The sequence below is a fragment of the Lentilactobacillus sp. Marseille-Q4993 genome (assembly GCF_951230165.1).
GTDB lineage: Bacteria > Bacillota > Bacilli > Lactobacillales > Lactobacillaceae > Lentilactobacillus.
In genome coordinates, this window is the sequence record NZ_CATNVB010000001.1 from 30,393 (window position 1) to 55,415 (window position 25,023).

Here is a 25,023-nt window from a genome sequence, read left to right on the forward strand (position 1 = left end):
AGAAAGAGGCGTTATGATTTTGGCAAACGACGCAATTCGAGTTCGTTATGCTCCAAGTCCTACTGGTCACTTACACATTGGTAATGCCAGAACAGCAATCTTCAACTATCTTTTTGCCCGTCACAACAAGGGTAAATTTATCATTAGAATTGAAGATACAGATACAAAGAGAAACGTAGCTGACGGTGAAAAGAGTCAACTAGATAACCTTAAGTGGTTAGGGTTGGATTGGGATGAAGGTCCTGATAAGCCTGGCGATGTAGGCCCATACCGTCAATCAGAAAGAAAAGAAATTTATACTCCACTTATCCAACAATTGTTAGATGAAGGTAAGGCGTATGAATCATACCGAACTGAGGAACAACTTGAAGCAGACCGTGAGGCTCAAAAGGCTCGGGGGGAAATGCCTCATTATGAATACGAATATGCTGGTATGTCTGAGGAAGAAAAACAACAGGCTATCGATGATGCTAAGGCCCAAGGATTAAAACCAGTTATTCGTTTCAGAGTTCCAAAGGATAAAGATTATGCGTGGGACGACATGGTAAAGGGTAATGTTTCGTTTAACTCCGATACCATTGGTGGTGATTTCGTCATTGTTAAACGTGACGGAATGCCTACTTATAACTTTGCGGTTGTTATCGATGATCATATGATGAAGATCAGCCACGTTTTCCGTGGTGATGATCACGTTGCTAATACACCAAAGCAATTAATGATTTACGAGGCATTTGGTTGGAACGCTCCTAAGTTTGGTCACATGAGCTTGATTATCAGTGCTGACACTGGTAAGAAATTAAGTAAGCGTGATGAAACAGTTCTCCAATTCATCGAACAGTATAAGAACCTAGGTTACCTACCTGAAGCAATGTTTAACTTTATTTTGCTTCTTGGTTGGTCACCAGTTGGTGAGGATGAAATCTTTAGCAAGAAAGAATTCATCAAGATGTACGATGAAAAACGCCTCAGTAAGTCCCCAGCCAAGTTTGATTCAAAGAAACTTGAGTGGATCAACAACCAGTACGTTAAATCTTCTGACGAAGATGTAGTGATGGATTTGGCCCTTAAGCAATTGATTCAGGCTGGCAACATTCCTGCCGATGCCGATTCAAAGACGATTGAGTGGGCTCGTAAGCTTATCAATGTTTATAAGCAACAAATGAGCTACATGGCCCAAATTAACGAGATGGCGGATGTATTCTTCAACGAACCTGAAAAGGTCGATGGGGAAGCCCTTGATGAAATTTCCAATGAAGATGCTAAGACTGTTCTTCAAGCGTTTAGACAAAAAATTGATGATATGGAAATTTTTGATAAGGTTCAAATTCTTCAATCAATTAAGTCAATTCAAAAAGAAACTGGAATTAAAGGACGTAAGTTGTGGATGCCAATTAGAATTGCGGTTACCCACGAAATGCACGGACCAGAATTACCAGAATCAATTGAATTGATTGGTCGCGAAAAAGCAAAGCAACACGTTGATGAAGTTTTATCACAAATTAATAACATTTAATCTTTAAAAAATATTTTTATTTAAATTGGTCTTGTTTTGGCAAGGCCAATTTTATTATTCTAGACGAATTGGTACTCGAGAGTAGCCAATCTATGCTATCATTCTTATTAGAAAAAACGAAAAGAGGAATTATTATGCTGCAGATTTTTAATACACTGACACGCAATAAAGAAAAGTTCGAACCAATCAAACCGGGCGAAGTTAGTATGTATGTCTGTGGCCCCACCGTATATAACTACATTCATATTGGAAACGCTCGTAGTGCCATTGCTTTTGATACTATCCGGCGGTATTTGGAATATCGTGGTTATAAAGTTAACTATGTGTCAAACTTCACCGACGTGGACGACAAAATGATCAATGCCGCTCGTGAGAACAATACCACGGTTCAGGCAATTGCTGATAAATATATTGATGCATTCATGGAAGATATGGATCAATTAAATATCTCAAAAGATATTTATCACCCACGAGCAACCGAAAATATTAAAGATATTATCGAGTTTGTCGAGACATTGATTGATAAGGGATACGCCTACAACGTTGATGGTAATGTCTACTATCGAGCAAGAAAGTTTGAATCGTATGGTGAGTTGCCTCATATTAATGTTGATGACTTAGAGATTGGTGCCAGTCAACACGTTGAGGCTGGTGAGTTTGATCAGAAAGAAGATCCCGTTGATTTCGCGCTATGGAAAAAGTCTAAGGGTGACGAGATTTCTTGGGATTCTCCTTGGGGCAAGGGCCGGCCTGGGTGGCATATTGAATGCTCGGTTATGTCCACTAAGTATCTGGGTGATACTATTGATATTCACGGTGGCGGTGAGGATTTGATTTTTCCACATCACGAAAACGAACGCGCCCAAAGTGAAGCTGAAACGGGGCACCAGTTTGTAAAGTACTGGATGCATAACGGCTTCGTTACTATTGGTGAAGATAACGAAAAGATGAGTAAGTCATTGGGCAACTTTATCACCGTTCATGATTTATTGAAGCAAGCTGACGGCCAGTTGATTCGGTTCTTAATGTCAACCACCCATTATCGCCGGCCAATTCAATACAGTGATAGTAGCATTCAAGAAGCAGAAAGTAATTTGAAGAAGTTACAAGCAGCCTTTGATAATTTGACATACCGGTTGGACAGTTCTGAACCTGGTTCAGACGTTAAGGTTGATCAAGAAGTTCGAGAAATTGAAGCCGATTTTGTTTCTCAAATGGACGATGATTTTAATGTTCAAAACGGGATTGCTGCAGTTTACGAGCTGGCAAAATTTGCTAATACTTACGTTCAAAGACCAATCGTTAATAAGGACTCAATTCAATTTATTATTGATACTTTCACAGCGATGACGGCAGTGTTTGGAATTACATTTACCAAGACAGAGCTTGATGATGAACAGATTGTGTCATTGATCAACGAGCGTGAAGAGGCTAGAAAAAACAAAGACTTCATTCGAAGCGATGAAATTCGTGAAGAACTGAAGGCACGCGGTGTGATTCTCGAGGATACCCCTCAAGGAACGCGGTACAGAAAGGAAAAGTAATTTTAATGAGTGAAGATTTTTCCCAGGTAAATGGGATTGCCTTAGCCTATATGGGTGATGCGGCGTACGAAATATTTATCAGACGGCATTTGATTGAACAGGGACTAACAAAGCCAACTCGTCTTCATCACGTTGCCACCAATTATGTTTCAGCTAAGGCTCAGGCAGCGCTTATCAAATTGATGGAAGAACAGTCTGTATTAAGTGAGGAAGAGTGGGATTACTTCAAACGAGGTCGTAACCAAAAGAGTCACACGCACGCCAAGAATACAGATGTTGTCACATACCGAATCTCCACTGGGTTTGAAGCGGTGTTTGGTTTTCTGTTTTTAAGTAATAATTATGACCGGTTGAGTGAACTAGCCGGCTGGTGCATTGAGCAAGTTGAAAGTGGGAAGATAGTCCATGGAAAAAAGTAATGAACCAGAAGAATTTGTAATCGGTCGTCATCCCGTTGAATCTGCCTTGAAAGCCGGTCAAGAGGTTAATAAGCTGTTTATTCAAGTTGGAATCAAGGAAGAGGATCCGACAGTTACGGAGATCATCAAGTTAGCTAAGAAACAAAAATTAGTTATCTCTAAGGTGCCCAAGCAAAAGTTGGATCAACTAGCCAACAACCAAAATCATCAAGGTGTTGTGTTAGGTGTAGCTGCCTTCAAATATGCCTCAATCGATGATTTGTTTGCTAATTCAGAGAAAATGGGGGTTGCCCCATTCTTTGCAATTCTTGATAACATTGAAGACCCACACAACCTGGGCTCAATCATTAGAACTGCAGATGCAGCGGGTGTTACTGGTGTAATTATTCCAAAGCACCGGGCAGTTGGCTTGACCGCTACTGTCGCCAAAACTTCTGCCGGAGCAATTGAACGGGTCCCAGTTGCTAGGGTGACTAATTTGGTTGCGACAATCAAAGAGTTGAAGAATCGTGGCGTTTGGATTTTTGGTACAGATATGAAGGGTACCGACTACCGACGCTGGGATGCTAACGGACCTGTGGCTGTTGTTATTGGTAATGAAGGGAAGGGTATCGCCCCCCTTGTTAAAAAACATGTGGATGAAATGCTGACGATTCCGATGGTTGGTGACATTCAAAGTTTGAACGCTAGTGTGGCTGCCAGTGTTTTAATTTATCAGGGTTATAACTCACGAAATCCACTTGCTGGAAAGTAGGTGGCATCGTGAAAGAAGAATTGTTGATTGTTGATGCTTACAATATGATTGGTAATTGGCCTCATTTGACTAAATTAAAACTAGCTGACCGGCTTGAGGACGCCAGGGATGAGCTCCTTGATGAATTGGCTGAGTATAAAAAGTATCGGGGCATCAATATGATTGTCGTGTTTGATGCAATGTACGTCCCTGGAAATTCGAAGAGTTATCAGAAATACGATATGGAAATCGTTTGGACAAGCAAAGACCAAACGGCTGATAGCTACATTGAGGCCTTAGCCAAACAAAAATCTGACCGATTTACGCAAGTTATCGTTGCGACTAGTGATCAAGCAGAGCAGTGGACGATATTTGCGTCTGGGGCATTAAGAATCCCCGCATTAGAGTTTTTAACTGATGTTAAGCGAACTAAAAAAGAGGTTGATAGTGAAGCCGAGCAGATGACTGCAGAGGGACAAGTGTTTGGCCGGAATGTTTTTACTGAAGATCAGCTTGAGAGACTTAAACGGTTACGTGACGATTTATCAAAAAAATAAATATATTTATAAAATATAATTGGTCTACCTAGTTATATTTTGATAAAACATTGGTTCGCTTGTTCGATATTTTGACCTTTTGTATTCTTGTATGCAAAATTACAAAAGGGAGATAAGTAAGATGTTTGACAAGGATGAACTAGATTTGATTGAAAAGGTTACTCAAAAGGATGATGAGGCGTTTGCCCAACTATTTAAACAGTACTATCCAGTAGTTAATAAACTCAGAACGGAGTACTATGTAAATGGAATGGACAACGATGATTGGGATCAAGAGGCGAGAATTATTATGTATCGGGCTGCCAGAAAATTCGATCCCAATTACCGATCGAATTTCGGGTCGTTTTATTCAAGGTTATTGAAACATCGAATCTTTGATTTGATTAGGCGCCACAATGCCCAAAAACGACTTCCGGCTGAGCCATTAGTTTCAATTGATAGTGATGAGAGTTATTATGAAGCAACGGTAGAGGATCCGCGAGTAAACTGTCCAGAAGGGACAACTGTTATGAAAGATACCCTTGCCAATGTTCTTGACCAGTGTACCCCGCTTGAACGGGATGCCCTGCTAGAGATTATATCGCGTCCATCTGAAGCGTTTGACGAGAACGCACATCGGGTATTCTTAAATGCGTTTGACCGGGTAAAACGAAAGTATCTTAAAGAACGAAATTGACGTTGGCGGTAATGAATGCTAGAATTATTTTGCTACGAGGAGGTGCCTAAATGGCACAAAAGAAAGTTGCTTTAGCTTGCACGGTTTGTGGATCTCGGAACTATACGATTCCTGCCAATCCTAACCGGACAGAACGACTAGAGCTTAATAAATTTTGTAAGTATTGTGGAAAGTACACACTCCACAAGGAAACCAGATAATTGGAACCTTAACTGAGGGAGATATAACATTGAGATTATTTAAATTTTTCAAATCAGTAGTTACGGAAATGAAAGTTGTTACTTGGCCAAACGCCAAGGAAACTAAGCGAGACACATCAACAGTTATTGGGACTGCCATTATTATGGCAATCTTTTTAGGTGCTGTTGACTGGATCGTTCAGTGGGCATTAACACTTCTTGCTTAATGACAGTGGCAAAGAAGTTGAAATTCTGATATTATCTATTTGAGACCTGACAAAGTTGCAGGTTTTTTTATTTGATTAAAAAAGAGTATAAAACGAAGGGAAGACGCATCGTGGTCGAATCAGCAGAGAAAAAATGGTATGTTCTCCATACTTATTCAGGATATGAAAATAAAGTTAAAATGAACCTTGACAGTAGAAAAGAGTCAATGGGGATGGAGGACTACATTTACCGGGTAGTTGTTCCAGAACAAGAGGAACACGAAGTTAAAGACGGTAAGGATAAGGTCAAGATGGATAAGACATTCCCAGGATACGTTCTGGTTGAAATGGTTATGACTGATCAGGCTTGGTATATTGTTCGAAATACACCAGGAGTTACCGGATTCGTGGGTTCTCATGGTCAAGGTAGTAAGCCAACGCCACTATTAGATGATGAGGTTAGCCTTGTTTTGGGTCGCCTTGGAATGAGTTCTCGTCATGAAGAACTTGATGTCAATGTTGGTGATACTGTTAAGATCATTGATGGCGCCTTTACTGGACTTGATGGTAAGGTTACTGAGATCGATAACGAAAAGATGCGCTTAAAAGTTAATATTGATATGTTTGGTCGGGAGACCAGTACTGAACTTGAATTCAACCAGGTTGATGAAATTGATTAGTTAACCAAAGCGGGTGATCCCAATGGTCAATGAATTAATAGTTACCGCCGTTATTTTCTTAATAGCGGTTTTTATTATCTATAAATATGATTCGTATGCTAGGCCAATCAAAGTTAAGCATCCTGAGTCACAAGTGAATCGGCAAATGATACCAACAATTTTTATTCCAGGTTTTTTAGGAAATCGCTTTTCATTTGGCTCAATGCAAAAGCGACTTGTTAAACAAGGAATCGCTGATAAAACGCTAGTGATTATCGTAAAGCGAGATGGGGCTTTAAAGGTTCGCGGCAGTTTAATCGGTAAGAATCCAATGGTTCAAGTTCTGTTTAGCCAAAACACGGTCAGGCCTAAAGGGCAAGTCAGGGCAATTTTTGATATCTGCCAATTATTAGTCGATGACTATGGAGTTACTAGTTGTAATTTTGTTGGCCATTCGATGGGGTGTATTTCGATTATTTGGTTTATTTCTCATCAGTTAAAAGAGCTAGAACTCACCGTTCACAAAGTAGTAACGATTGCGGGACCGTTTAATGACAATGAGGTATCTAAGGACACGTATCCAATAGATAAGACTTATTTAACGAAGCAGGGACCGGCTGACAAAAGCCAAACATATCGAGCATTGAAACGAGATATTAGCGGTATTCCAAGGACAGTATCAATTTTGAATATTGCAGGGTTGTCTGATAGCAAGACTTTATCAGATGGGTCTGTTTCGGTAAATAGTGTTCGGGCATTGAAGTATTTGACTCAGGAAATTGTAAAATCCTACCGAGAATTGATTTTCAAGGGAGATAGGGCTGGTCATCGTTTACTTCATGAAAATGGTGATGTCGACAAAGCAATTCAAAGATTCTTATGGTCAAGTGAAAATTAGGTTGAGATAGTTAGATTTGTGTGGTATATTGTGTAAGTATGTTTGTGCATACTTACGTGGGAGGAGAAATACGTATCTCCATTAACCACACACGGACTTAAGGAGGTTATGTCTCGTGGCAAAGAAAGTAGCTAACGTTGTTAAATTGCAAATTCCTGCGGGAAAAGCAACACCCGCTCCTCCTGTTGGTCCTGCTTTAGGACAAGCAGGTATCAACATCATGGGCTTTACAAAGGAATTTAATGCTAGAACTGCTGATCAAGCAGGGATGATTATTCCAGTTGTAATTACTGTGTACGAAGATCGTTCATTCGACTTCATCACAAAGACCCCACCTGCTGCTGTGTTACTCAAGAAAGCTGCTGGTGTTCAAAAGGGTTCCGGTGAACCAAATGTAAACAAGGTCGCTAGTGTTACTAAAGACCAAGTTAAAGAAATTGCCGAAACTAAAATGAAGGACCTTAACGCAGCTGATGTTGAAGCAGCAATGCGAATCATTGAAGGTACTGCTCGTAGTATGGGATTCACTGTCGAAGGTTAATTCAAACTATAAGTATTATTTTTAATGACGCATTGAAGCTTTGCGTCGCGTGGGAGGTTAATCCGTTATAACCACATTAAGGAGGAAAACACACATGGCTCGTAAAAGAGGTAAGAAGTACGCTGCAGCCTTAGAACAAGTGGATCAAGTTAAGGCTTATCCAGTTGAAGAAGCTGTAGATTTAGTTAAGAAAATTGATTTTGCAAAATTTGATGCAACTGTTGAAGTTGTTTTCAATTTAAACGTTGATACAAAACAAGCTGATCAACAATTACGTGGTGCCGTTGTTTTACCAAACGGAACTGGTAAAGATCAAACTGTTGTTGTATTCGCTAAAGGTGACAAGGCTAAAGAAGCTGAAGAAGCCGGTGCAGACTTTGTTGGTGAAACTGACTTAGTTGAAAAGATTCAAGATGGTTGGTTGGACTTTGATGTTGCTATTGCAACTCCTGACATGATGGCTCAAGTTGGTCGTCTTGGTCGTGTCCTTGGACCTAAAGGTTTAATGCCTAACCCTAAGACAGGTACTGTTACCATGGACGTAGCAAAAGCTGTCTCAGAATCTAAAGCCGGAAAGGTTACTTACAGAACTGACCGTGACGGAAACGTTGCAGTTCCAGTTGGTAAGGTATCTTTCGATGCTGAAAAACTTCTTGGCAACATCAAGACTATTGAAGAAGTTATTGTTCGTGCCCGTCCTGCATCAGTTCGTGGTACTTATGTTCAAAACGTTTCAATTGCTTCGACATTTGGCCCTGGTGTTAAGGTTGATATTGATTCATTCTAAATCAACTTTAAAAAAATCCCTAATTGACGGCGCAAGCTGTTAATGGTATTATATTACATGTTTGATATCTGCCCTAAGACTCAGGTGGCTTTTGCCTTAATATCCTGCCGAGGAAACTTTTAGTTTTTTCCTATGTCTGGGTGGCATAGGGATTTTTTTAAGTCCCAACAATATTTTTTTGGGAGGTGAAACTTGTGAGTGAACAAACTATTGCTGTTAAAGCAAAACAAGTTGAAGAGATTGTTGAAAAAATGAACAATGCTTCATCTATGGTTGTTGTAGATTACCGTGGACTTACTGTTGAAGAGGTTACTGATCTTCGTAACCAACTTCGTGAAAACGGGGTTTCAATGAGCGTTCTTAAGAACAAGTTATTACAGAGAGCTGCCGATAAGGTTGGTCTTGAAGACTTGAAGGACACTTTTAATGGTCCTACTGCCGTTGCGTTTGCATCTGACGATGCTGTTGCCGGCCCTAAGGTATTACACAACTTTGCAAAGGATCATGCTGCTCTTGAACTTAAGGGTGGCGTTATCGACGGTAAGGTAGCTTCAGTAGACGAAATTTCTAAATTCGCTACATTGCCTAGCCGTGAAGAATTGTTATCTACTCTTGCTAACATTCTTCAAGCACCAGTTCGTAACGTTGCTTATGCTGTTAAGGCTGTTGCCGACAGTAAAGATGATGGCGACGCTGCATAAAAATAAACTTAATATACTTAAATTAGAAGTATAAAACGGAGGAAAACAAAATGGCTTTCGATAAAGATAACATTATTGAACAAATCAAAGATGCTTCAATCAGCGACTTAAACGACTTAGTTTCAGCTATTGAAGAAGAATTCGGTGTTTCAGCTGCTGCTCCAGTTGCAGCTGCAGGTGCTGCTGGTGGCGACGCTGCTGCTAAGGATTCATACGACGTTGAGTTGACTGAATCAGGTGACCAAAAGGTTAAAGCAATCAAGGCTGTTCGTGAAATCACAGGTCTTGGCTTGAAAGACGCTAAGGGTCTTGTTGATGGCGTACCTTCAGTTATCAAGGAAGGCGTATCAGAAGACGAAGCTAACGACATCAAGGCTAAGCTTGAAGAAGTTGGTGGAGTTGTAACTCTTAAGTAGTTTCCTACTTCTGAGTTTCTTCTCAGAAAAGCTCATATCCGCTTAATGCGAATATGGGCTTTTTTATTGTCTTTGGATTGGGGAAAGAACTCTTTTGGTAGACTCAACTTCAGTGTTAATTGTTAGTGACTGCTATAATAATAGGTAACAGCTAGTGAGTCTAAACCAAATATTTTAATAATAGTCAAAAGGGGGAGACTAATGGTTAAAAAAATTCGGACATTTATTGACAGCCACATGACCCTAATTAAGTTTGTGTTTGTTTTTTCAGTTTTTATTTTCGTAATCCGTCAGTTGATCAAAATAGTTAAGGAAGTCAGGGGAGAACAACTTCACGCGGTCCTTGCTGATCAGTCACCACTTAATATTGGAATCATGTTGGTATTGGGATTGATTTCGATTCTGCCAATGATGGTGTATGACTTTTCAATTGTTCAATTCTTACCGACAACTTTCAAAAAGAGCTACATTTTAAAAAGTGGTTGGGTAGTTAACACATTTACCAATTTACTCGGGTTTGGTGGCCTACTTGGAGCCAGCTTGCGAGCTAATTTTTATGGTAAGAAAGTCGAAAAGAAGCAAATAATATATGCAATCTCTAAAGTGGCGTTATTTCTGGTCGCTGGGTTGTCGCTGCTATGTATGGTTTCACTGGCAATGATTTTTGGGTTTGGAATCGGTAGTCAGTATTCACACTACTTTATCTGGTTGATTGGTGGGGCTCTTTATTTTCCAATTATGTTTTTATTTACTAGGCTCAACCAATCAAGTTTCTTTGATGATTTATCTGTAAGACAAGAACTGACAATGACCACTGGCTCATTTTTTGAGTGGGGCAGTGCCCTAGGATTCTTTTTAATGGTTGGCTACCTAATGGGAATATCAACTAACTTTGCTGCAATAATTCCTTTGTTTGTTGTTGCAAACGTAGCTGGGGTTGTTTCACTGATTCCCGGTGGGATTGGTTCCTTTGATGTTTTCATGATCATTGGTCTTGGCTTTGTTGGGGTTGGCCGTAGCGACGCGCTGGTTTGGATAATGCTTTATCGGCTGTTCTATTACTTGATTCCTTTTATTATTGGAGTTGGGCTATTTATCCATGAGACTGGAAGCTCGATTAATGAGTATTTGGACGGCTTGCCAAAGGTTATTATTCAAAGATTTGCTCAAATCGTTCTAACTGTATTTATGTATTTTTCTGGAATTATGATGCTCTTGTTTGCTACTATTCCTACGGTTGTTGTTGAAAATAAAGTCTATCTGAAACTATTTCCGTATACGATTTTCTTTGTTAGTCATTTGACCAATATTATAATGGCATTTCTACTGATTGGACTTGCAAATGGAATTTGGGCTAGGACTAAGAGGGCATTTATACCGACAGTTATTGTTTTAATAGGTTCGATTGGTTATACAGTACTAAATGAGTCGTTTACATGGAGAATGATTTTGGTTCTTATCATTAGTTTGGTAGTTCTCGCTTTATCAAAGGGCGGTTTATACCGGGAGAGGATGACAACTTCGTGGGGGATGGTAACTCTAAACGGGGCGATTTTTGTCAGCACTTTCATGTTTTATGCCTGGGTTGGACTTTCGTTTAGACATCATCGAGTTGGGTTTAACAATGCCTTCCTGTTTCCCTCTGAGGGAGCGTGGTTAGTTGGATTCGTTGGTTTAATAGTAGCCGTGGTGGTCTGGATTGGACTGACAAGGTATTTGGCCAAGGGAAGCCCTAGTTGGTTTGAAGATCAGTTTGATGAGCAAAGAGTTGAGGGGGTATTAAACGAGTTTGGTGGCAATGAAAATAGCCATCTTGCCTTCCTTCGTGATAAGAATATCTACTTTTACCAAGAAGATGGTCATGACCAGATATTCTTCATGTATAAACAATTTGCTGACAAGTTAGTCATTATGGGAGAGCCAGTTGGTAATTCTGATAAGGTTGAGGCCGCAGTTGATGATTTTATGACCCAAGCCGACAGGTACGATTACAAATTGGTGTTCTATGAAGTAAACCAGGAAACGACGATGACGCTTCACGAAAAGGGATTTGATTTTATCAAGACTGGTGAAGATGGCTTGGTTGATGTCCAGAACTTCACGTTAGCTGGGAAACGGCATCGGGGAGAACGGGCATTAGTGAACAAATTTGACCGGGAAGGTTACACTTTTGAAATAATCGAACCGCCGTTTTCAGACGATGTTTTTGACCGCCTCGAAACAATCTCAAAGGAATGGTTAGCTGGGAAAAGTGAAAAGGGGTTTTCGCTTGGCTTTTTTGACCGGTATTACCTTGAGAAGGCACCCGTCGCGGTGATGAGAAATGCTGACGGTAGAATCGTTGCGTTTGCGAACCTAATGCCAAGTGATACGGCTGAATATAATTCCATTGATTTGATGAGATCAAGTTCAGATGCCCCTTCAGGAGCGATGGACGGCATCTTTATCAAGCTCTATGATCATTCAAAGGAACAGGGATATCGGTATTTCGATCTAGGAATGTCACCATTATCGAATGTTGGAACGTCTAGGTTTAGTTTTATTCAGGAAAGAGTTGTTCACTTGATTTACAAATATGGTTATCGTCTCTACAGCTTTGAGGGGTTGCGGACGTATAAAGAAAAATATGTGGATGAGTGGAAACCTAAGTATATTTCATACTTTAGAGGCTCTTCGCTGGCGTTTACTGTTCTGCAAATCATGTCATTAGTAAATCAGCGGGTTGGTGAAAGACCCAAGTCTAAGCTTAGATTCAGGCTGATTTCGATGATTAGTTCGATCTCAAATCGAGAACGATAGAGAAGCCATGTGTTTTACTATGTAAATAAATGATAAAAAAACTTTGACGTCAATCTGAATGGTTATGATTAGCGTCAAAGTTTTTATGCTTTCGTTTGATTCGAAAGAATTGGTCTTATTAAGTTGGCAAATCGTTCAACTTCACTAATTTTAGGTGAGTTAGGAAGGTAAACAATATTGAGATCATGGGTGATGTCAAATCCGACTAACTTAAATGTTTTGAGGTTGAATTGCTTTGGTAAAGAATTAATTGCTGATTGGTACATGAAACTGATTCCTTGATTATTATTCAGTAGTTGTTGCAACGTCCTAATATCACCAACGGCAATCACCTTGAAAAAGTCGTCGAGATGGTGATTTTGACCATTAAGCCAGTTTTCAAAGATGAATCGACTACCAGACCCGGGTTCTCTGACTAGTAGGCGGTTTGCGAGACATTCATCTATCGTTACGGTTTGATTATGGAATGGATGGTCCGCTGCACATACCCCCACAAATTGATCTTGACCCAGTAAGAGAGAATCAAAATTATGACGATCAAAGTTTCCCTCAACCAGGCCAAACTCTAGCTCGCCGGCACTGATGTCTTTGAGTATTGCCTCGGTATTAGCAACCTTACAGTTTATTTTGGCATAGTCGTTACTAATTGATTCAATAAATTGAGGCTCAAGAACTTCATTCATTGAGAGAGTTGATCCAAATGAAAGAGACTTTGGTTGACCTGGGGCAGCGATTTCTCGAATTCTTTGTTGAGTTTGGATGTCGATCCTTCTAATTAGATTTGCCAGTTCAACTCCTTGTGAGGTAAACGAAAGTCGGGAGTGAGAATATGTTACGAGATCCATTTTTAATTCTGATTGTAGTGCCTTTATCTGCTGGGAGACGGCGGGCTGGGTTATAAATAGCTTTTCAGCGGTTTTTGTAAACGATTTAGTCTCATATAATGTCCAAAAAGTGAAGTATTTATTATCTAGCATGAAGCGCCTCCATAAAATTATCTAATAGCATTATCATAGCTAATAATTAGAATTGATACAACATATTTGATACTATTGTTATTGTTATGGAGGAAAGAGAATGAAGAATTATAGTATTTTAGAAATGAAGAGTTTTGGATTAGCTGCAATCCTTACCTTGATTTGTGCACTTATTGGAACTTTTGCAGCTGGATTGCCATACCTTAGTTTGATTGGTGCCTTGGTTATTTCATTGATCATGGGAATGGTTTTCCAAGTATTTAAGAAACCGATTGAAAATGCCAAAATCGGAATCGGGTTCATCTCAAATAAGTTTTTACGATTAGGAATTATTTTACTTGGATTTAAATTGAATTTGATTGATTTAGCGCGTGCCGGTGTAAAAACAATTTTGCTCGCCATTGTGGTCGTTACTGGGACGATTGTCGTTACCTATACAATCGCTAGGAAAATGAAGGTTGAAAAGGAACTTGCAATTCTTGCTGCCGGTGGAACTGGTATTTGTGGAGCGGCTGCCGTTATGGGAATCTCTCCTCAAATTAAAGTCCCAGAAGAACAAGCAGAACATCAACACGAAAACGAAGTGTTGGCTGTGGCAATCGTGGCGATCCTAGGAACAGTATTCACTTTAGTTGATATTGGTATCAAACCATTGCTACACCTAACGCCAACTCAGTTTGGGGTAATGACTGGTGCTTCTCTTCATGAAATCGCTCATGCGGTTGCAGCCGGTAGTGCTGGCGGCCCAGTTGCCCTTGATTCTTCAATCATCACTAAGTTGTCACGGGTACTTATGCTTGCCCCTGCTTCATTAATAATCGGTGCTTGGTATCAACGATCATCTGCAAAGACTAATAGTGGAGCAGAGAAGGCCAAACTACCAATTCCTTGGTTTATGGCAGGATTCATTGCTGCCAGTGTGATTGGGACTTTCTTGCCATTGGGTACTAACTTACTTCAATTGCTGGTTAAAGCTGCATACCTATTCTTAGGAATGGCAATGGCTGCTCTTGGAATGAGCGTTAATTTTAAAGTGATTTTTCAGCGTGGTAAGAACATTTTCATCGCTGCCATCACTTCATCCGTTATTCTATTAGTATTCTCGATTATCGTAGTTAAGTTATTCTTCTAGAAAAATAAAATTTTAAATACCATTTGATTAAAATAACAGTCAGAATTTCAATTTTTGAGATTCTGGCTGTTTTTGTAACCACCTGACCTTAAAGTGGGGAATGAAGTTGGCTGTTTTACTGTTTTTTACTTTCACTAAGTAACCATTGTTTAACCAAAAATGCTCAAAAAGCCTGTAAGCGTAAACAACGGTTGTATACTGGCATTTGTAATCGGTTAAATTAATAAAAAAAGTTCGATAGTGTTGACACATTTCACAAAAGGGAGTACCTTTAATTAAGTAAAGTTTACTAAAACAAAAAGGGATGAATATAATGATTACTGAAGATGCAAAGCAAAAGTTTAATGAGCTATTTGGATATGAGTCACAACGACTATTTTTCTCACCAGGAAGAATTAACCTGATTGGTGAACATACTGATTACAATGGTGGAAATGTTTTTCCCTGTGCGATTAGTTTAGGGATTTATGCCGCTTATGGTGATCGTGATGACAATACGGTGAGAATGTATTCGATGAACCTTCCGGATCAAGGAACCGTTGAATTCTCACTTGACGACCTTCACTTTGATAAAGCGGATGGTTGGTCAAACTATCCAAAGGGTATGATTGCTGAAATCATTAACCAAGGACACAAATTGAGCCATGGCTTTGATGTTGTTGTTAATGGTAATTTGCCTGATGGTGCTGGTTTGTCATCTTCAGCTTCAATTGAATTATTAACTGCAGAGATTGTTAACGACGTATTCTCATTCGGTATTGACCAGCAAGAATTGGTTAACTACGGTAAGTTAGTTGAAAACAACTTTATCGGGGTTAATTCCGGAATTATGGATCAATTTGCCATCGGTATGGGAAAGAAAGACAAGGCAATCCTACTTGATACTAATTCGATGAAGTTTGAGTACGTTCCAGTTGAGCTTGGCAACCACGTGATCGTTATTATGAACACTAAGAAGCATCGTGAGCTTGCTGATTCAAAATATAACGAACGTCGGGCAGAATGTGAAGAAGCCTTGAAACGACTTCAAACCGGTGTCAAAATAGATTCGTTAGGTGACTTAAGTGAGGCTGAGTTTGACGAAAATAGTTACCTAATCAATGATGAAACTTTGATTAAACGTGCTCGTCATGCGGTGTTTGAAAACCAACGGACATTGCTTGCTAAGGCAGCGCTTATTGATAGCGACTTGGAAACGTTTGGTAAGTTAGTTAACGCTTCTCATGTTTCTCTTCACTATGATTACGATGTAACTGGTAAGGAATTGGATACCCTTGCTGAAACGGCTTGGGAACAACCTGGTGTTGTTGGAGCCAGAATGACGGGTGCTGGGTTCGGTGGCTGTGCTATCGCAATTGTTGAAAAGGATAAGGTTGACGACTTTATTAAAAACGTTGGCGATACTTATGAAAAAACAATCGGTCACCCAGGCGAATTCTATATCGCTGAAATTTCAGATGGTCCTAGAGAGATCAAGTAGTTTTTAATTGAGAGAAAAAGAATATTTAGGAGGCAGCATTCATGGCAGTTTTAGTTTTAGGTGGAGCAGGATATATTGGTTCTCATACAGTAGATCGTTTGGTTGAAAATGGTTACGATGTTGTTGTAGTTGATAACTTGGTAACTGGTCACGTTGATGCAATTAACAAAAAGGCCCGGTTTTATGAAGGAGACGTTCGCGATAAGGAATTTCTAAGTGGTGTCTTTGATAAGGAAGATATCGAAGGGGTAATTCACTTTGCTGCCTTTTCAGTTGTTCCCGAATCAATGGAAAAACCACTCAAGTACTTTGACAACAACACTGGTGGGATGATTACTTTGCTTGAAGTAATGCATGATCACGACGTTAAGAAGATCGTCTTCTCATCGACTGCTGCTACCTATGGTGAGCCAAAGCAAATTCCAATTAAGGAAACTGACCCTCAAGTACCAACTAATCCTTACGGTGAAAGTAAGCTGGCAATGGAAAAGATTATGCACTGGAGTGATATGGCTTACGGAATTAAGTTTGTTGCTCTTCGGTACTTCAACGTTGCTGGTGCTAAGCCGGATGGAACAATTGGTGAGGATCATAACCCTGAGACCCACTTGGTTCCAATTATTCTTCAAGTTGCTGCTGGTGAAAGAAAAGAATTGACTATTTTTGGTGATGATTATGACACCAAGGATGGTACTAACGTCCGTGATTACGTTCACGTTGTTGACCTTGCAGATGCCCATATTCTTGCATTGGAATACCTAAAGAAGGGCAATGATAGCCAAGCGTTCAACCTTGGTTCATCAACTGGTTTCTCTAACAAAGAAATATTGGAAGCTGCCCGTGAAGCAACTGGTAAACCAATTCCAGCCAAAATGGGTCCTAGACGGGCCGGTGATCCAAGTACGTTGATTGCTTCTAGCGAAAAGGCTCGTGAGATTCTTGGTTGGGATCCACAGTTTGATGATGTTAGAGAGATTATCAAAACCGCTTGGAACTGGAAGGTTGGTCATCCAAACGGATATAACGACAAGAAGGGAAACTAGTCTGATGGCAGAAACAGCAGTTGATAAGTTTATTGAATTTATAGTTGATTCAGATTCACCATACCAAGATGTTGATCGGGTATACGTTCGAAATTTAATTTACCGGCTAATCGGTGATGGTGATGGCGAAGCTACCACTGATACCGAAGTTGTGGATGTTGCTAATGATTTGGTAAACCTTGCAATTATTCACGGTAAGATTGAAGATTCGATTACCAATAGAGAAATATTGGAAGATCAATTAATGGATCTATTAACGCCGATTCCATCAAAGGTTAACGAAATCTTTTGGAATAAGTATCAAGTTTCACCAAAGGCCGCAACTGACTACTTTTATAAGTTAAGTCAGTTTAACGACTATATTAAGACAAGAGCGATTGCCAAGAATATTTCTTACGAGACAAAGACTGATTATGGAAACTTGGAGATTACTATTAATCTGTCTAAGCCTGAAAAGGATCCTAAGGCAATTGCTGCCGCTGGAAAGAAAAAAGCAACCTCATACCCAGTTGGCCCGTTAGCAATCGAGAATGAAGGCTATTTAGGTAGATTGGGCTACGCTGCCAGAAGTAATCACCGGGTTATCCGAATGATGATTGGTGGCCAGCTTTGGGGATTCCAGTACTCACCATACGCATATTTTGGTGAGCATGCTATCTTCCTCAATTTGAAACACGTGCCAATGGCAATTAATCACCAAACTTTTGTTAATTTGACTGATATCATTCGTCAATTCCCAGAATACTTCGTTGGAAGTAACGCTGATCTACCAATCGTTGGTGGCTCCTTGCTTGCTCAGGATCATTACCAAGGTGGCCGTCACTCATTCCCAATGATGAAGGCAAAGATTGACCGCAAGGTTGACTTAGGTATCGATGGTCTTGATGCGGGCATCGTGAAGTGGCCAATGGCAACTATCAGGCTTGAAAGTGAAGACCAAACTAAAGTGGTTGAAGCAGCAACGAAGATTTTTGCCAGTTGGAAAGAATATTCTGATGAGAGTGTTGATATTCGAGCATATACTGATGGTACTCGCCATCACACAGTTACCCCAATTGCTCATCGAAACGGTGATAAGTACGTTCTGGATGTTGTTCTTCGTGATAATCAAACCTCCGCTGAGTATCCAGATGGTATCTTCCATCCTCATAAGGATGTTCAACACATCAAGAAAGAAAATATCGGCTTGATTGAGGTTATGGGACGAGCAATTCTACCAGCCCGTTTGAAGGAAGAAATGAAAGAAGTTCAGAATTACTTGATTGGTAAGGACAATAATATTGCTGACTACCACAAGGAGTGGGCTGACCAAATTAAGGCCAACAATGACTTGACCGAATCAAACGTTGAGGAAGTTGTTGATCGTGAAGTTGGCCTTGTCTTTTCACGAGTGCTTGAGGACGCCGGTGTCTTCAAGTGGGATGATAAGGGACAAAAAGCTTTCGATAAATTTATTTCACAAATCTAATATTTTGATGATAAAGCGATTGGAAAAGGGCTTCCAATCGCTTTTTTTGATAAAATTAATTTATGAGTAAAGGTTAGTAGCTGTCATCTTTTCTTCCGCTATTACTAGTGAAGAAAATGTTGGTAACACTGACGGGTGAATGCGGATTAACCGAAACCTTATTTTAGAATGACGATTGATAATCAACATTTGAGAATAGGCGAAATGGATAATCGGCATTCAATAATATATTGAAAGTAGGAATAAATCATGAAGTTGATTGCTTATAACGTTAGGGACGATGAAATTCCATTCTTAACCAAATGGGGTTTAGAGCACGGAGTAGATGTTGATTACGACACCGAGACTCTAACTATCGATACCCTTTCAAAGGCAGAGGGCTTTGACGGTATTTCTGGGTTGCAGACGATTCCTTATGATGCTGACTTGTTTGCTGCGATGAAAGATATGGGAATTAAGTTTTTAGCATTAAGAAACGTTGGATTAGACAACGTTGATCTTAACGCTGCTAAGAAAAACGGAATTTCAGTCACTAATGTCCCTGCGTACAGTCCAGCCAGTATTGCTGAATTTGCAGTTACTTTAGCCCTTAATGTTAATCGAAAAGTTGGCTACATGTACCAACAACTTCACGACAAGGGAGAATTTCATTTCTCTGCGGATTTTATGGGCAGACTAATGAGAAACCTCACCGTTGGGGTGGTTGGAACTGGTAGAATTGGTCGGGAAGCAATTTCAATGTTTGCTGGATTGGGAGCAAAAGTGATTGCGTATGATAAATTTCCGATGAGTGATTCAGAGTTGCCGTTCAATTACGTTGACTCAATGGATGAGTTAGTAGAACAGGCAGATGTTGTTGATTTACACATGCCCGGACTGCCAGAAAACGATCATTTATTCAACGATGATACTTTTAAGCGGATGAAAAATTCGGCTGTCTTAATCAACACCGCTCGTGGCTCGATTGTTGACACCAAGGCTTTAATCAATGCCTTGAAGACGGGGGAAATCGCGGGGGCTGGAATTGATACCCTTGAAAATGAAACTGCAGAACTTCAGGATTCTCGCTCTACGGCAAAAGTTACGGATGAAGATGTTCTAGAATTGTCAAAATTACCAAATGTTATTTTGACTCCTCATTCGGCATTCCATACTGATGAAGCGGTGGCTAATATGATTGGTCTTTCATTGGGGAATTTGGAAAAGATGGTCAATGGCGAGGCAGTAGATAATTTAGCAAAATAATAGTTCATGGTATAAGAAAAGCCTGAATCCAGATGGAATCAGGCTTTTTTGTGTGGTATTAGATATCGTAATCACTGTCGTTCATTGCTTCAACGTTTCCAAGAAGATAACCATTACCAACTTGTGAGAAGAAGTCATGGTTAGCTGTTGTGGTTGAGATACCATTCATGACAACTGGGTTTACGTTCTCAGCTGTGTCTGGGAAAAGGGGATCTTGACCTAGGTTCATCAGTGCCTTGTTAGCGTTATAACGAATAAAGGTCAAAACATCCTCAGTCCAGCCAGTTTGGTCATACAACATGTGGGTGTAGTTTTCTTCGTTTGAGTACAGTTGGTAAAGGAAATCATACATCCAGTCTTTAAGCTCTTGCTTCTTGCTGTCGTCTAATTGGTTAAAACTAACTTGGAACTTATAACCAATGTAGGTACCATGGACAGACTCATCGCGGAGAATCAACTTAATGATCTCTGCAACGTTAGCAAGTTTGTTGTGACCCAAATAGTAAAGAGGAGTGTAGAAACCAGAGTAGAATAAGAAGGTTTCGAGAAAGACACTGGCAATCTTTTTCTTAAGTGGATCCATTAATGGATCTGAGTAGATACTTTCGATCTTGATTGCTTTATTCTGAAGGAATTCTTCTGTGTCGGTCCAGTTGAAAACTTCTTCAATTTCATCAGGAGTGTTAAGCGTTGAGAAAATTGAAGAATAACTCTTAGCGTGCACTGACTCCATGAACTGGATATTGTTTAACACAGCAGTTTCATGTTGCGTCTTAACGTCGTGTCTCAATGAAGCCATTCCTTCTTGAGATTGAAGGGTATCAAGTAAAGTCAAACCGCCAAACACGTGGGCAACGACCCATTTGTGGTCGTCATCTAATTCCCGCCAGTCGCTAAGGTCGTTTGAAAGGGGAATTCTAGTGTCAAGCCAGAACTGTTCAGTAAGTTTTTCCCAGGTTGCCTTATCGATTTGATCATCGATGGCATTCCAGTTGATTGCTTTATAGTTTTCGGTCATTTGTGGTATTCCTTTCTAAATTACGCAGCTTTCACATTCGTTTGAACCAACTTCTTCTTTGTCATCGGTGAATGTTCTGATGTAGTAGATTGATTTGATGCCTTTCTTGTGAGCGTAGTTTCTAAGAATATTAAGATCACGAGTTGTCATCTTATCAGTTCTACCAGCTTTCCATTCATAAATGCCGGCTGGAATTGTTGATCTCATGAATAGGGTCAAACTCATTCCTTGGTCAACGTGCTCTTGAGCAGCTGCGTAAATGTCGATAACTTTTCTCATATCCATATCGTAAGCAGATTTGTAATATGGCATAGTATCGTTTGAAAGGTATGGTGCAGGATAGTAGATTTTACCAATCTTGGATTCTTGGCGTTCTTCGATACGGTTGATGATTGGGTGCAAACTAGCGGTCGTATCGTTGATATATGAAATTGAACCGTTAGGAGCGACAGCCATCCGGTTTTGATGGTACAAACCATATTTCATGACTGATTCCTTGAGTGCTGCCCAGTCTTGCTTAGTTGGGACGTGAATGCCGTTGAATAGTTCCTTAACTTTATCGTCCTTTGGAGCATAGTCATTCTCAAGGTACTTATCAAAATAGGTACCATCAGCATACTTACTCTTGTCAAAGTCTACGAAAGTAGTTTTCCGTTCCTTAGCAATTTGGTTTGAAGATACTAAGCTATAGTAGTTAAGTAGCATGAAGTAGGTGCCAGTAAATTCGATTGATTCAGGTGAGCCGTAGTACATGTGGTGATTAGCAAAGAAGCTGTGAAGGCCCATTGCTCCCAAACCGATTGAGTGAGACTCTTCGTTTCCTTTTTGAATTGAAGGCACAACGTCAATGTTAGAGTGATCAGTAACAAACGTTAGCGCTCTAACCATTGAGTCAACAGAATGACCAAAGTCCTTAGATTTCATAAGGTTGTTGATATTGGTTGAACCAAGGTTACATGAGATATCCTTGCCCATCTTGATGTAATTTTGACCGTTATCAACGGTTGATGGAGTTTGAACTTGAAGAATCTCAGAACAAAGGTTGCTCATTACGATTCGACCGTTGATTGGATTGACCCGGTTGGCAGTATCGATATTGATAACGTATGGATAACCAGATTCTTGTTGTAACTTACTAATTTCAGTTTCAAGATCCCGAGCTTTGATTTTTTTCTTAGTGATTTTTTCGTTAGCAACTAAGTTGTCGTATTCCTTAGTGATGTCAACGTATGAGAATGGTTTGCCGTATTCACGTTCAACGTCATAAGGACTGAATAAGTACATGTCCTCGTCATTTTTAATTAATTCGTAGAACTTATCGGGTACGATTACACCTAAGGATAGCGTCTTTAGCCGAATCTTTTCATCAGCATTTTCCTTCTTGGCTGCAAGAAAATCAATGATATCAGGATGGAAGACGTTTAAGTAAACAACACCAGCTCCTTGACGTTGGCCAAGTTGGTTTGAGTACGAAAAGCTATCCTCAAGTAATTTCATAACTGGAACAACCCCAGATGCAGCTCCTTCAATATGCTTGATTGGAGCACCAGCACCACGAAGGTTTGAAAGGTTGATTCCAACCCCGCCACCAATTCTAGAAAGTTGGAGGGCTGAGTTGATTGTCCGGCCGATGGTGTTCATGTCATCAGTTGATTGAATCAAGAAACAAGAAACGAATTCGCCACGGTTTTCGCGACCGGCGTTAAGGAACGTTGGGGTAGCGGGTTGGTAACGCTGGTGAATAATTTCATCGGCTAGATCCATAGCAAGTTGCTCGTTGCCATCAGCAAAGTAAAGGGCGTTAGCAGCAACTCTGTCCACAAAAGTTTCGAGATAAGAATCATTATCATTAGTTTTAAGAGCATACTGGGCGTAAAACTTATATGCCGCCATGAATGATTTAAATTGAAAGTTTTGGTCATTCAAATAATCGTAAAGTTTTTCAATGAACGAAAAGTTGTACTTACTAATAAAGTCTTTTTCGTAATAGTTATTTTCAATCAAGTAATCGAATCGGTCTTTTAATGAATCGAATTTTACTAAGTTAGGTTTGACGTTTTCTTTGATGAAAGCATCTAAAGCTTCCTTATCTTTATTCAGAGGAATTTGACCATCCACCGGAATGTTGATTTGGTTGTTAAGGTCAAAGTAGGAGACGTCTTCTAGTTTGTGAAGAGACATATTTTTACCACTCTTTCTTATTTTTGCGAAATAAAATAGGCGAGAACCTAAAAAAGTTTCGCCCGTTTGTAAAAGTCAATATGTTAGAATTAACAAGGACTATCCGGCAATCGAATTTAGTTGATCAGGACGAAAGCCACTGAACGCGTCTTTGCCGTCGACATCGACGACAGGTAGTGCCATGAAACCACGTTGTTTTAAGTAGTCAACGTATTCAGGTTGTTCGTTGATGTTGTGTTCTTCAAAGTCAATGTTGTGTTCTGAAAGATAACGCTTTGTCATTTTGCATTGCATGCAGTTGTTTTTTGAGTATACTGTAACTTTAGCCATATTATTCACCCTCCAAATATGTAGCTATCAATTTCTTCATGTTTATATACTACACTATAAATTCTAAAAATCAATCAAAAAACACTATATATTGTGATTGCACAAAAAATAAGTACAAAATATTGTGACCCGCCCTCAACCGCTAGTATAAGGAGTTTTACCATGACAGATAATCAATTTTACTATTCTAAACACCCAGATGTTGTGTCTGATCCAATTGAATGGAACTTTCCGTTACTTGGAAACAACATTAAGTTTACTTCAGATAACGGAGTGTTTTCTAAAAAGACCGTTGATTACGGTACCAGAGTGCTACTAGGTAACATCGACTTTGAAAAAATGCCTGCTGGCAAAATTCTTGACCTGGGGTGTGGTTATGGTCCCATTGGTTTGGCTATCGCTAAGAAGTTTCCTAGTAGGACAGTTGAAATGGTCGATGTTAATGAGTTAGCCCTAGCCTTAGCTGAACAAAATGCTGCTAACAATAAAATCGAAAATGTTCAGATATACGCCAGTGATGCGTATCAAAACGTAGAGGGTCAGTTTGCTGCAATTATAACGAATCCGCCAGTTAGAGCAGGTAAGAAGGTTGTTGATACAATGATCAGTGAATCAATCGATCATTTATTACCAAACGGAACTTTATCCGTAGTTCTCCAAAAGAAGCAAGGGGCTCCCTCTGCCAAAAAGTTAATGACGGAAGTTTTTGGTAACTGCGAAATATTAAAGCGGGATAAGGGGTATTACATTTTAGAAAGTATTAAGGAAGATAATTAATGGTTTCAGAGCAAGAATTTTTTATGAATGAAGCCCTAACTGAGGCAAAGAAGGCATATTTGTTAGGGGAGGTGCCGATTGGGGCAGTCGTTGTTCACAATGGCAAGGTGATTGGTCGTGGCCATAATCTTCGTGAACGATTTCAGGATGCAACTGCGCATGCTGAAGTAATGGCAATCCAGGAAGCTGGTAGGGCAGTTGGTAATTGGCGGTTAGTTGATTGCGACCTGTACGTTACGATTGAACCGTGTTTAATGTGTTCCGGAGCGATTGTCAATGCCCGGGTTTCTAGAGTGTTTTATGGTGCCCCTGATAATAAAGCAGGGGCCGTAGATACTCTTTACGACACGTTGAGGGATGATCGGCTTAATCATCAGGTTGAAGTTCATTCGGGAATTTTGAGAGAAAAATGTGCATCTATAATGAAGCAATTTTTCAAAGAAGCTCGGAAAAGAAGAAAACAGCTAAAATAAACTGGCATTTTTTCTGAATTTACGTTATGATATTAAATGCCGCAAGGCCTTGAGACAAGGGTTGGTTTACGAACCGTGTCAGATCCGGAAGGAAGCAGCACTAAGTATTCTCGATCTTGTGTCTCTCGTTATATGAAATCAACAGCCAGGATAAAACGGTGTTTTATCTTGGCTTTTTACTATCTAAAAAGCCAGTTTGAATTAACGGTTCCAATTTTAAGATTGCCTGATTTTGAATGGAAACTTTCCGTTATTCATACTATAATATTCA

26 protein-coding genes, 1 other RNA gene and 1 other annotated feature are annotated in these 25,023 nt (G+C 39.9%); of the genes, 23 read left to right on the forward strand and 4 right to left on the reverse strand.

Features of this window, described 5'->3' with window-relative positions; all coding sequences use genetic code 11:
- The first annotated feature begins 19 nt into the window (after nucleotides 1–19).
- The 15 genes from gltX (at nucleotide 20) to mprF (ending at nucleotide 12,628) form a co-directional block, all read left to right on the forward strand.
- Nucleotides 20–1,513 (forward strand): glutamate--tRNA ligase, encoded by a 1,494-nt coding sequence (gltX, locus tag QOW94_RS00190; RefSeq protein WP_283678023.1) that lies wholly within the window; start codon nucleotides 20–22, stop codon nucleotides 1,511–1,513.
- Between the two features lie 134 nt (nucleotides 1,514–1,647).
- Nucleotides 1,648–3,057, forward strand: coding sequence for a cysteine--tRNA ligase (gene cysS / locus QOW94_RS00195; protein WP_283678024.1), 1,410 nt, complete (start codon nucleotides 1,648–1,650; stop codon nucleotides 3,055–3,057).
- 5 nt (nucleotides 3,058–3,062) lie between these two features.
- Nucleotides 3,063–3,476, forward strand: coding sequence for a Mini-ribonuclease 3 (locus QOW94_RS00200; protein WP_283678025.1), 414 nt, complete (start codon nucleotides 3,063–3,065; stop codon nucleotides 3,474–3,476).
- Nucleotides 3,463–4,230 (forward strand): 23S rRNA (guanosine(2251)-2'-O)-methyltransferase RlmB, encoded by a 768-nt coding sequence (rlmB, locus tag QOW94_RS00205; protein WP_283678026.1) that lies wholly within the window; start codon nucleotides 3,463–3,465, stop codon nucleotides 4,228–4,230. Before QOW94_RS00200 ends, rlmB begins: the two co-directional genes overlap by 14 nt.
- An 8-nt stretch (nucleotides 4,231–4,238) precedes the next feature.
- A complete protein-coding gene (locus QOW94_RS00210; RefSeq protein ID WP_283678027.1) occupies nucleotides 4,239–4,766 on the forward strand; it encodes an NYN domain-containing protein in 528 nt (175 codons plus the stop codon).
- A gap of 121 nt (nucleotides 4,767–4,887) precedes the next feature.
- The gene (locus QOW94_RS00215) at nucleotides 4,888–5,442 is read left to right on the forward strand and encodes a sigma-70 family RNA polymerase sigma factor (RefSeq protein ID WP_283678028.1); all 555 of its coding nucleotides are present in this window, start codon (nucleotides 4,888–4,890) and stop codon (nucleotides 5,440–5,442) included.
- 50 nt (nucleotides 5,443–5,492) lie between these two features.
- Nucleotides 5,493–5,642, forward strand: coding sequence for a 50S ribosomal protein L33 (rpmG, locus tag QOW94_RS00220; RefSeq protein ID WP_283678029.1), 150 nt, complete (start codon nucleotides 5,493–5,495; stop codon nucleotides 5,640–5,642).
- A gap of 29 nt (nucleotides 5,643–5,671) precedes the next feature.
- On the forward strand, nucleotides 5,672–5,848 hold the full coding sequence (gene secE / locus QOW94_RS00225; RefSeq protein WP_283678030.1) for a preprotein translocase subunit SecE: 177 nt from the start codon (nucleotides 5,672–5,674) through the stop codon (nucleotides 5,846–5,848).
- 110 nt (nucleotides 5,849–5,958) lie between these two features.
- Nucleotides 5,959–6,507, forward strand: a complete 549-nt coding sequence (nusG, locus tag QOW94_RS00230) for a transcription termination/antitermination protein NusG (RefSeq protein ID WP_283678031.1) — start codon at nucleotides 5,959–5,961, stop codon at nucleotides 6,505–6,507.
- A 22-nt stretch (nucleotides 6,508–6,529) separates the two neighbouring features.
- Complete coding sequence (locus tag QOW94_RS00235) at nucleotides 6,530–7,384, forward strand: alpha/beta hydrolase (RefSeq protein WP_283678033.1); 855 nt, start codon at nucleotides 6,530–6,532, stop codon at nucleotides 7,382–7,384.
- Between the two features lie 115 nt (nucleotides 7,385–7,499).
- Entirely contained in the window at nucleotides 7,500–7,925 is a 426-nt protein-coding gene (gene rplK, locus QOW94_RS00240; protein ID WP_283678034.1) for a 50S ribosomal protein L11, read from the forward strand.
- A gap of 94 nt (nucleotides 7,926–8,019) precedes the next feature.
- Nucleotides 8,020–8,712 carry a 50S ribosomal protein L1 gene (gene rplA / locus QOW94_RS00245; RefSeq protein ID WP_283678035.1) on the forward strand — a complete coding sequence of 231 codons (693 nt, stop codon included), beginning with the start codon at nucleotides 8,020–8,022 and terminating at the stop codon, nucleotides 8,710–8,712.
- Between the two features lie 54 nt (nucleotides 8,713–8,766).
- Nucleotides 8,767–8,879: a sequence feature (ribosomal protein L10 leader region), on the forward strand.
- A 27-nt stretch (nucleotides 8,880–8,906) separates the two neighbouring features.
- Nucleotides 8,907–9,413: a 50S ribosomal protein L10 gene (gene rplJ, locus QOW94_RS00250; RefSeq protein ID WP_283678036.1), complete on the forward strand. Its 507-nt coding sequence runs from the start codon at nucleotides 8,907–8,909 to the stop codon at nucleotides 9,411–9,413.
- A 50-nt stretch (nucleotides 9,414–9,463) separates the two neighbouring features.
- Nucleotides 9,464–9,829, forward strand: a complete 366-nt coding sequence (gene rplL / locus QOW94_RS00255; protein WP_283678037.1) for a 50S ribosomal protein L7/L12 — start codon at nucleotides 9,464–9,466, stop codon at nucleotides 9,827–9,829.
- 201 nt (nucleotides 9,830–10,030) lie between these two features.
- Nucleotides 10,031–12,628, forward strand: coding sequence for a bifunctional lysylphosphatidylglycerol flippase/synthetase MprF (gene mprF, locus QOW94_RS00260; RefSeq protein ID WP_283678038.1), 2,598 nt, complete (start codon nucleotides 10,031–10,033; stop codon nucleotides 12,626–12,628).
- Nucleotides 12,629–12,711: 83 nt separating this feature from the next.
- On the opposite strand, the gene QOW94_RS00265 is transcribed toward mprF, so the two are convergent.
- A complete protein-coding gene (locus QOW94_RS00265) occupies nucleotides 12,712–13,605 on the reverse strand; it encodes a LysR family transcriptional regulator (protein WP_283678039.1) in 894 nt (297 codons plus the stop codon).
- A 100-nt stretch (nucleotides 13,606–13,705) separates the two neighbouring features.
- Here QOW94_RS00265 and QOW94_RS00270 point away from each other — a divergent pair, with 100 nt between their 5' ends.
- The 5 genes from QOW94_RS00270 to QOW94_RS00290 all read left to right on the forward strand — a co-directional run bounded on the left by QOW94_RS00270 (nucleotide 13,706) and on the right by QOW94_RS00290 (nucleotide 19,973).
- Nucleotides 13,706–14,737, forward strand: a complete 1,032-nt coding sequence (locus QOW94_RS00270; RefSeq protein WP_283678040.1) for a YeiH family protein — start codon at nucleotides 13,706–13,708, stop codon at nucleotides 14,735–14,737.
- Between the two features lie 313 nt (nucleotides 14,738–15,050).
- Entirely contained in the window at nucleotides 15,051–16,217 is a 1,167-nt protein-coding gene (locus QOW94_RS00275) for a galactokinase (protein ID WP_283678041.1), read from the forward strand.
- Nucleotides 16,218–16,258: 41 nt separating this feature from the next.
- Entirely contained in the window at nucleotides 16,259–17,260 is a 1,002-nt protein-coding gene (galE, locus tag QOW94_RS00280) for a UDP-glucose 4-epimerase GalE (RefSeq protein ID WP_283678042.1), read from the forward strand.
- A 4-nt stretch (nucleotides 17,261–17,264) separates the two neighbouring features.
- Nucleotides 17,265–18,728: a UDP-glucose--hexose-1-phosphate uridylyltransferase gene (locus QOW94_RS00285; RefSeq protein ID WP_283678043.1), complete on the forward strand. Its 1,464-nt coding sequence runs from the start codon at nucleotides 17,265–17,267 to the stop codon at nucleotides 18,726–18,728.
- Nucleotides 18,729–18,977: 249 nt separating this feature from the next.
- Nucleotides 18,978–19,973: a D-2-hydroxyacid dehydrogenase gene (locus QOW94_RS00290; protein ID WP_283678044.1), complete on the forward strand. Its 996-nt coding sequence runs from the start codon at nucleotides 18,978–18,980 to the stop codon at nucleotides 19,971–19,973.
- Nucleotides 19,974–20,031: 58 nt separating this feature from the next.
- On the opposite strand, the gene nrdF is transcribed toward QOW94_RS00290, so the two are convergent.
- The 3 genes from nrdF to QOW94_RS00305 all read right to left on the reverse strand — a co-directional run bounded on the left by nrdF (nucleotide 20,032) and on the right by QOW94_RS00305 (nucleotide 23,502).
- Nucleotides 20,032–20,991, reverse strand: coding sequence for a class 1b ribonucleoside-diphosphate reductase subunit beta (gene nrdF, locus QOW94_RS00295; protein WP_283678045.1), 960 nt, complete (start codon nucleotides 20,989–20,991; stop codon nucleotides 20,032–20,034).
- 15 nt (nucleotides 20,992–21,006) lie between these two features.
- Complete coding sequence (gene nrdE / locus QOW94_RS00300) at nucleotides 21,007–23,172, reverse strand: class 1b ribonucleoside-diphosphate reductase subunit alpha (RefSeq protein ID WP_283678046.1); 2,166 nt, start codon at nucleotides 23,170–23,172, stop codon at nucleotides 21,007–21,009.
- A 99-nt stretch (nucleotides 23,173–23,271) separates the two neighbouring features.
- On the reverse strand, nucleotides 23,272–23,502 hold the full coding sequence (locus QOW94_RS00305) for a redoxin NrdH (protein ID WP_283678047.1): 231 nt from the start codon (nucleotides 23,500–23,502) through the stop codon (nucleotides 23,272–23,274).
- 162 nt (nucleotides 23,503–23,664) lie between these two features.
- Here QOW94_RS00305 and QOW94_RS00310 point away from each other — a divergent pair, with 162 nt between their 5' ends.
- The 3 genes from QOW94_RS00310 to ffs all read left to right on the forward strand — a co-directional run bounded on the left by QOW94_RS00310 (nucleotide 23,665) and on the right by ffs (nucleotide 24,886).
- Nucleotides 23,665–24,279 carry a class I SAM-dependent methyltransferase gene (locus QOW94_RS00310; protein WP_283678048.1) on the forward strand — a complete coding sequence of 205 codons (615 nt, stop codon included), beginning with the start codon at nucleotides 23,665–23,667 and terminating at the stop codon, nucleotides 24,277–24,279.
- Nucleotides 24,279–24,752: a tRNA adenosine(34) deaminase TadA gene (tadA, locus tag QOW94_RS00315; RefSeq protein WP_283678049.1), complete on the forward strand. Its 474-nt coding sequence runs from the start codon at nucleotides 24,279–24,281 to the stop codon at nucleotides 24,750–24,752. Before QOW94_RS00310 ends, tadA begins: the two co-directional genes overlap by 1 nt.
- A 47-nt stretch (nucleotides 24,753–24,799) precedes the next feature.
- An RNA gene (gene ffs, locus QOW94_RS00320) (signal recognition particle sRNA small type) lies at nucleotides 24,800–24,886 on the forward strand.
- Nucleotides 24,887–25,023 lie beyond the last annotated feature (137 nt).

Excerpts from the sequence above, each read along its gene's own strand:
- cysS (WP_283678024.1), top strand. The coding sequence starts at position 1,648 with ATGCTGCAGATTTTTAATACACTGACACGCAATAAAGAAAAGTTCGAA.
- QOW94_RS00200 (WP_283678025.1), top strand. The coding sequence starts at position 3,063 with ATGAGTGAAGATTTTTCCCAGGTAAATGGGATTGCCTTAGCCTATATG.
- rlmB (WP_283678026.1), top strand. The coding sequence starts at position 3,463 with ATGGAAAAAAGTAATGAACCAGAAGAATTTGTAATCGGTCGTCATCCC.
- QOW94_RS00215 (WP_283678028.1), top strand. The coding sequence starts at position 4,888 with ATGTTTGACAAGGATGAACTAGATTTGATTGAAAAGGTTACTCAAAAG.
- rpmG (WP_283678029.1), top strand. The coding sequence starts at position 5,493 with ATGGCACAAAAGAAAGTTGCTTTAGCTTGCACGGTTTGTGGATCTCGG.
- QOW94_RS00235 (WP_283678033.1), top strand. The coding sequence starts at position 6,530 with ATGGTCAATGAATTAATAGTTACCGCCGTTATTTTCTTAATAGCGGTT.
- rplA (WP_283678035.1), top strand. The coding sequence starts at position 8,020 with ATGGCTCGTAAAAGAGGTAAGAAGTACGCTGCAGCCTTAGAACAAGTG.
- rplL (WP_283678037.1), top strand. The coding sequence starts at position 9,464 with ATGGCTTTCGATAAAGATAACATTATTGAACAAATCAAAGATGCTTCA.
- mprF (WP_283678038.1), top strand. The coding sequence starts at position 10,031 with ATGGTTAAAAAAATTCGGACATTTATTGACAGCCACATGACCCTAATT.
- QOW94_RS00265 (WP_283678039.1), bottom strand. The coding sequence starts at position 13,605 with ATGCTAGATAATAAATACTTCACTTTTTGGACATTATATGAGACTAAA.
- QOW94_RS00270 (WP_283678040.1), top strand. The coding sequence starts at position 13,706 with ATGAAGAATTATAGTATTTTAGAAATGAAGAGTTTTGGATTAGCTGCA.
- QOW94_RS00275 (WP_283678041.1), top strand. The coding sequence starts at position 15,051 with ATGATTACTGAAGATGCAAAGCAAAAGTTTAATGAGCTATTTGGATAT.
- galE (WP_283678042.1), top strand. The coding sequence starts at position 16,259 with ATGGCAGTTTTAGTTTTAGGTGGAGCAGGATATATTGGTTCTCATACA.
- QOW94_RS00285 (WP_283678043.1), top strand. The coding sequence starts at position 17,265 with ATGGCAGAAACAGCAGTTGATAAGTTTATTGAATTTATAGTTGATTCA.
- QOW94_RS00290 (WP_283678044.1), top strand. The coding sequence starts at position 18,978 with ATGAAGTTGATTGCTTATAACGTTAGGGACGATGAAATTCCATTCTTA.
- nrdF (WP_283678045.1), bottom strand. The coding sequence starts at position 20,991 with ATGACCGAAAACTATAAAGCAATCAACTGGAATGCCATCGATGATCAA.
- nrdE (WP_283678046.1), bottom strand. The coding sequence starts at position 23,172 with ATGTCTCTTCACAAACTAGAAGACGTCTCCTACTTTGACCTTAACAAC.
- QOW94_RS00305 (WP_283678047.1), bottom strand. The coding sequence starts at position 23,502 with ATGGCTAAAGTTACAGTATACTCAAAAAACAACTGCATGCAATGCAAA.
- QOW94_RS00310 (WP_283678048.1), top strand. The coding sequence starts at position 23,665 with ATGACAGATAATCAATTTTACTATTCTAAACACCCAGATGTTGTGTCT.
- tadA (WP_283678049.1), top strand. The coding sequence starts at position 24,279 with ATGGTTTCAGAGCAAGAATTTTTTATGAATGAAGCCCTAACTGAGGCA.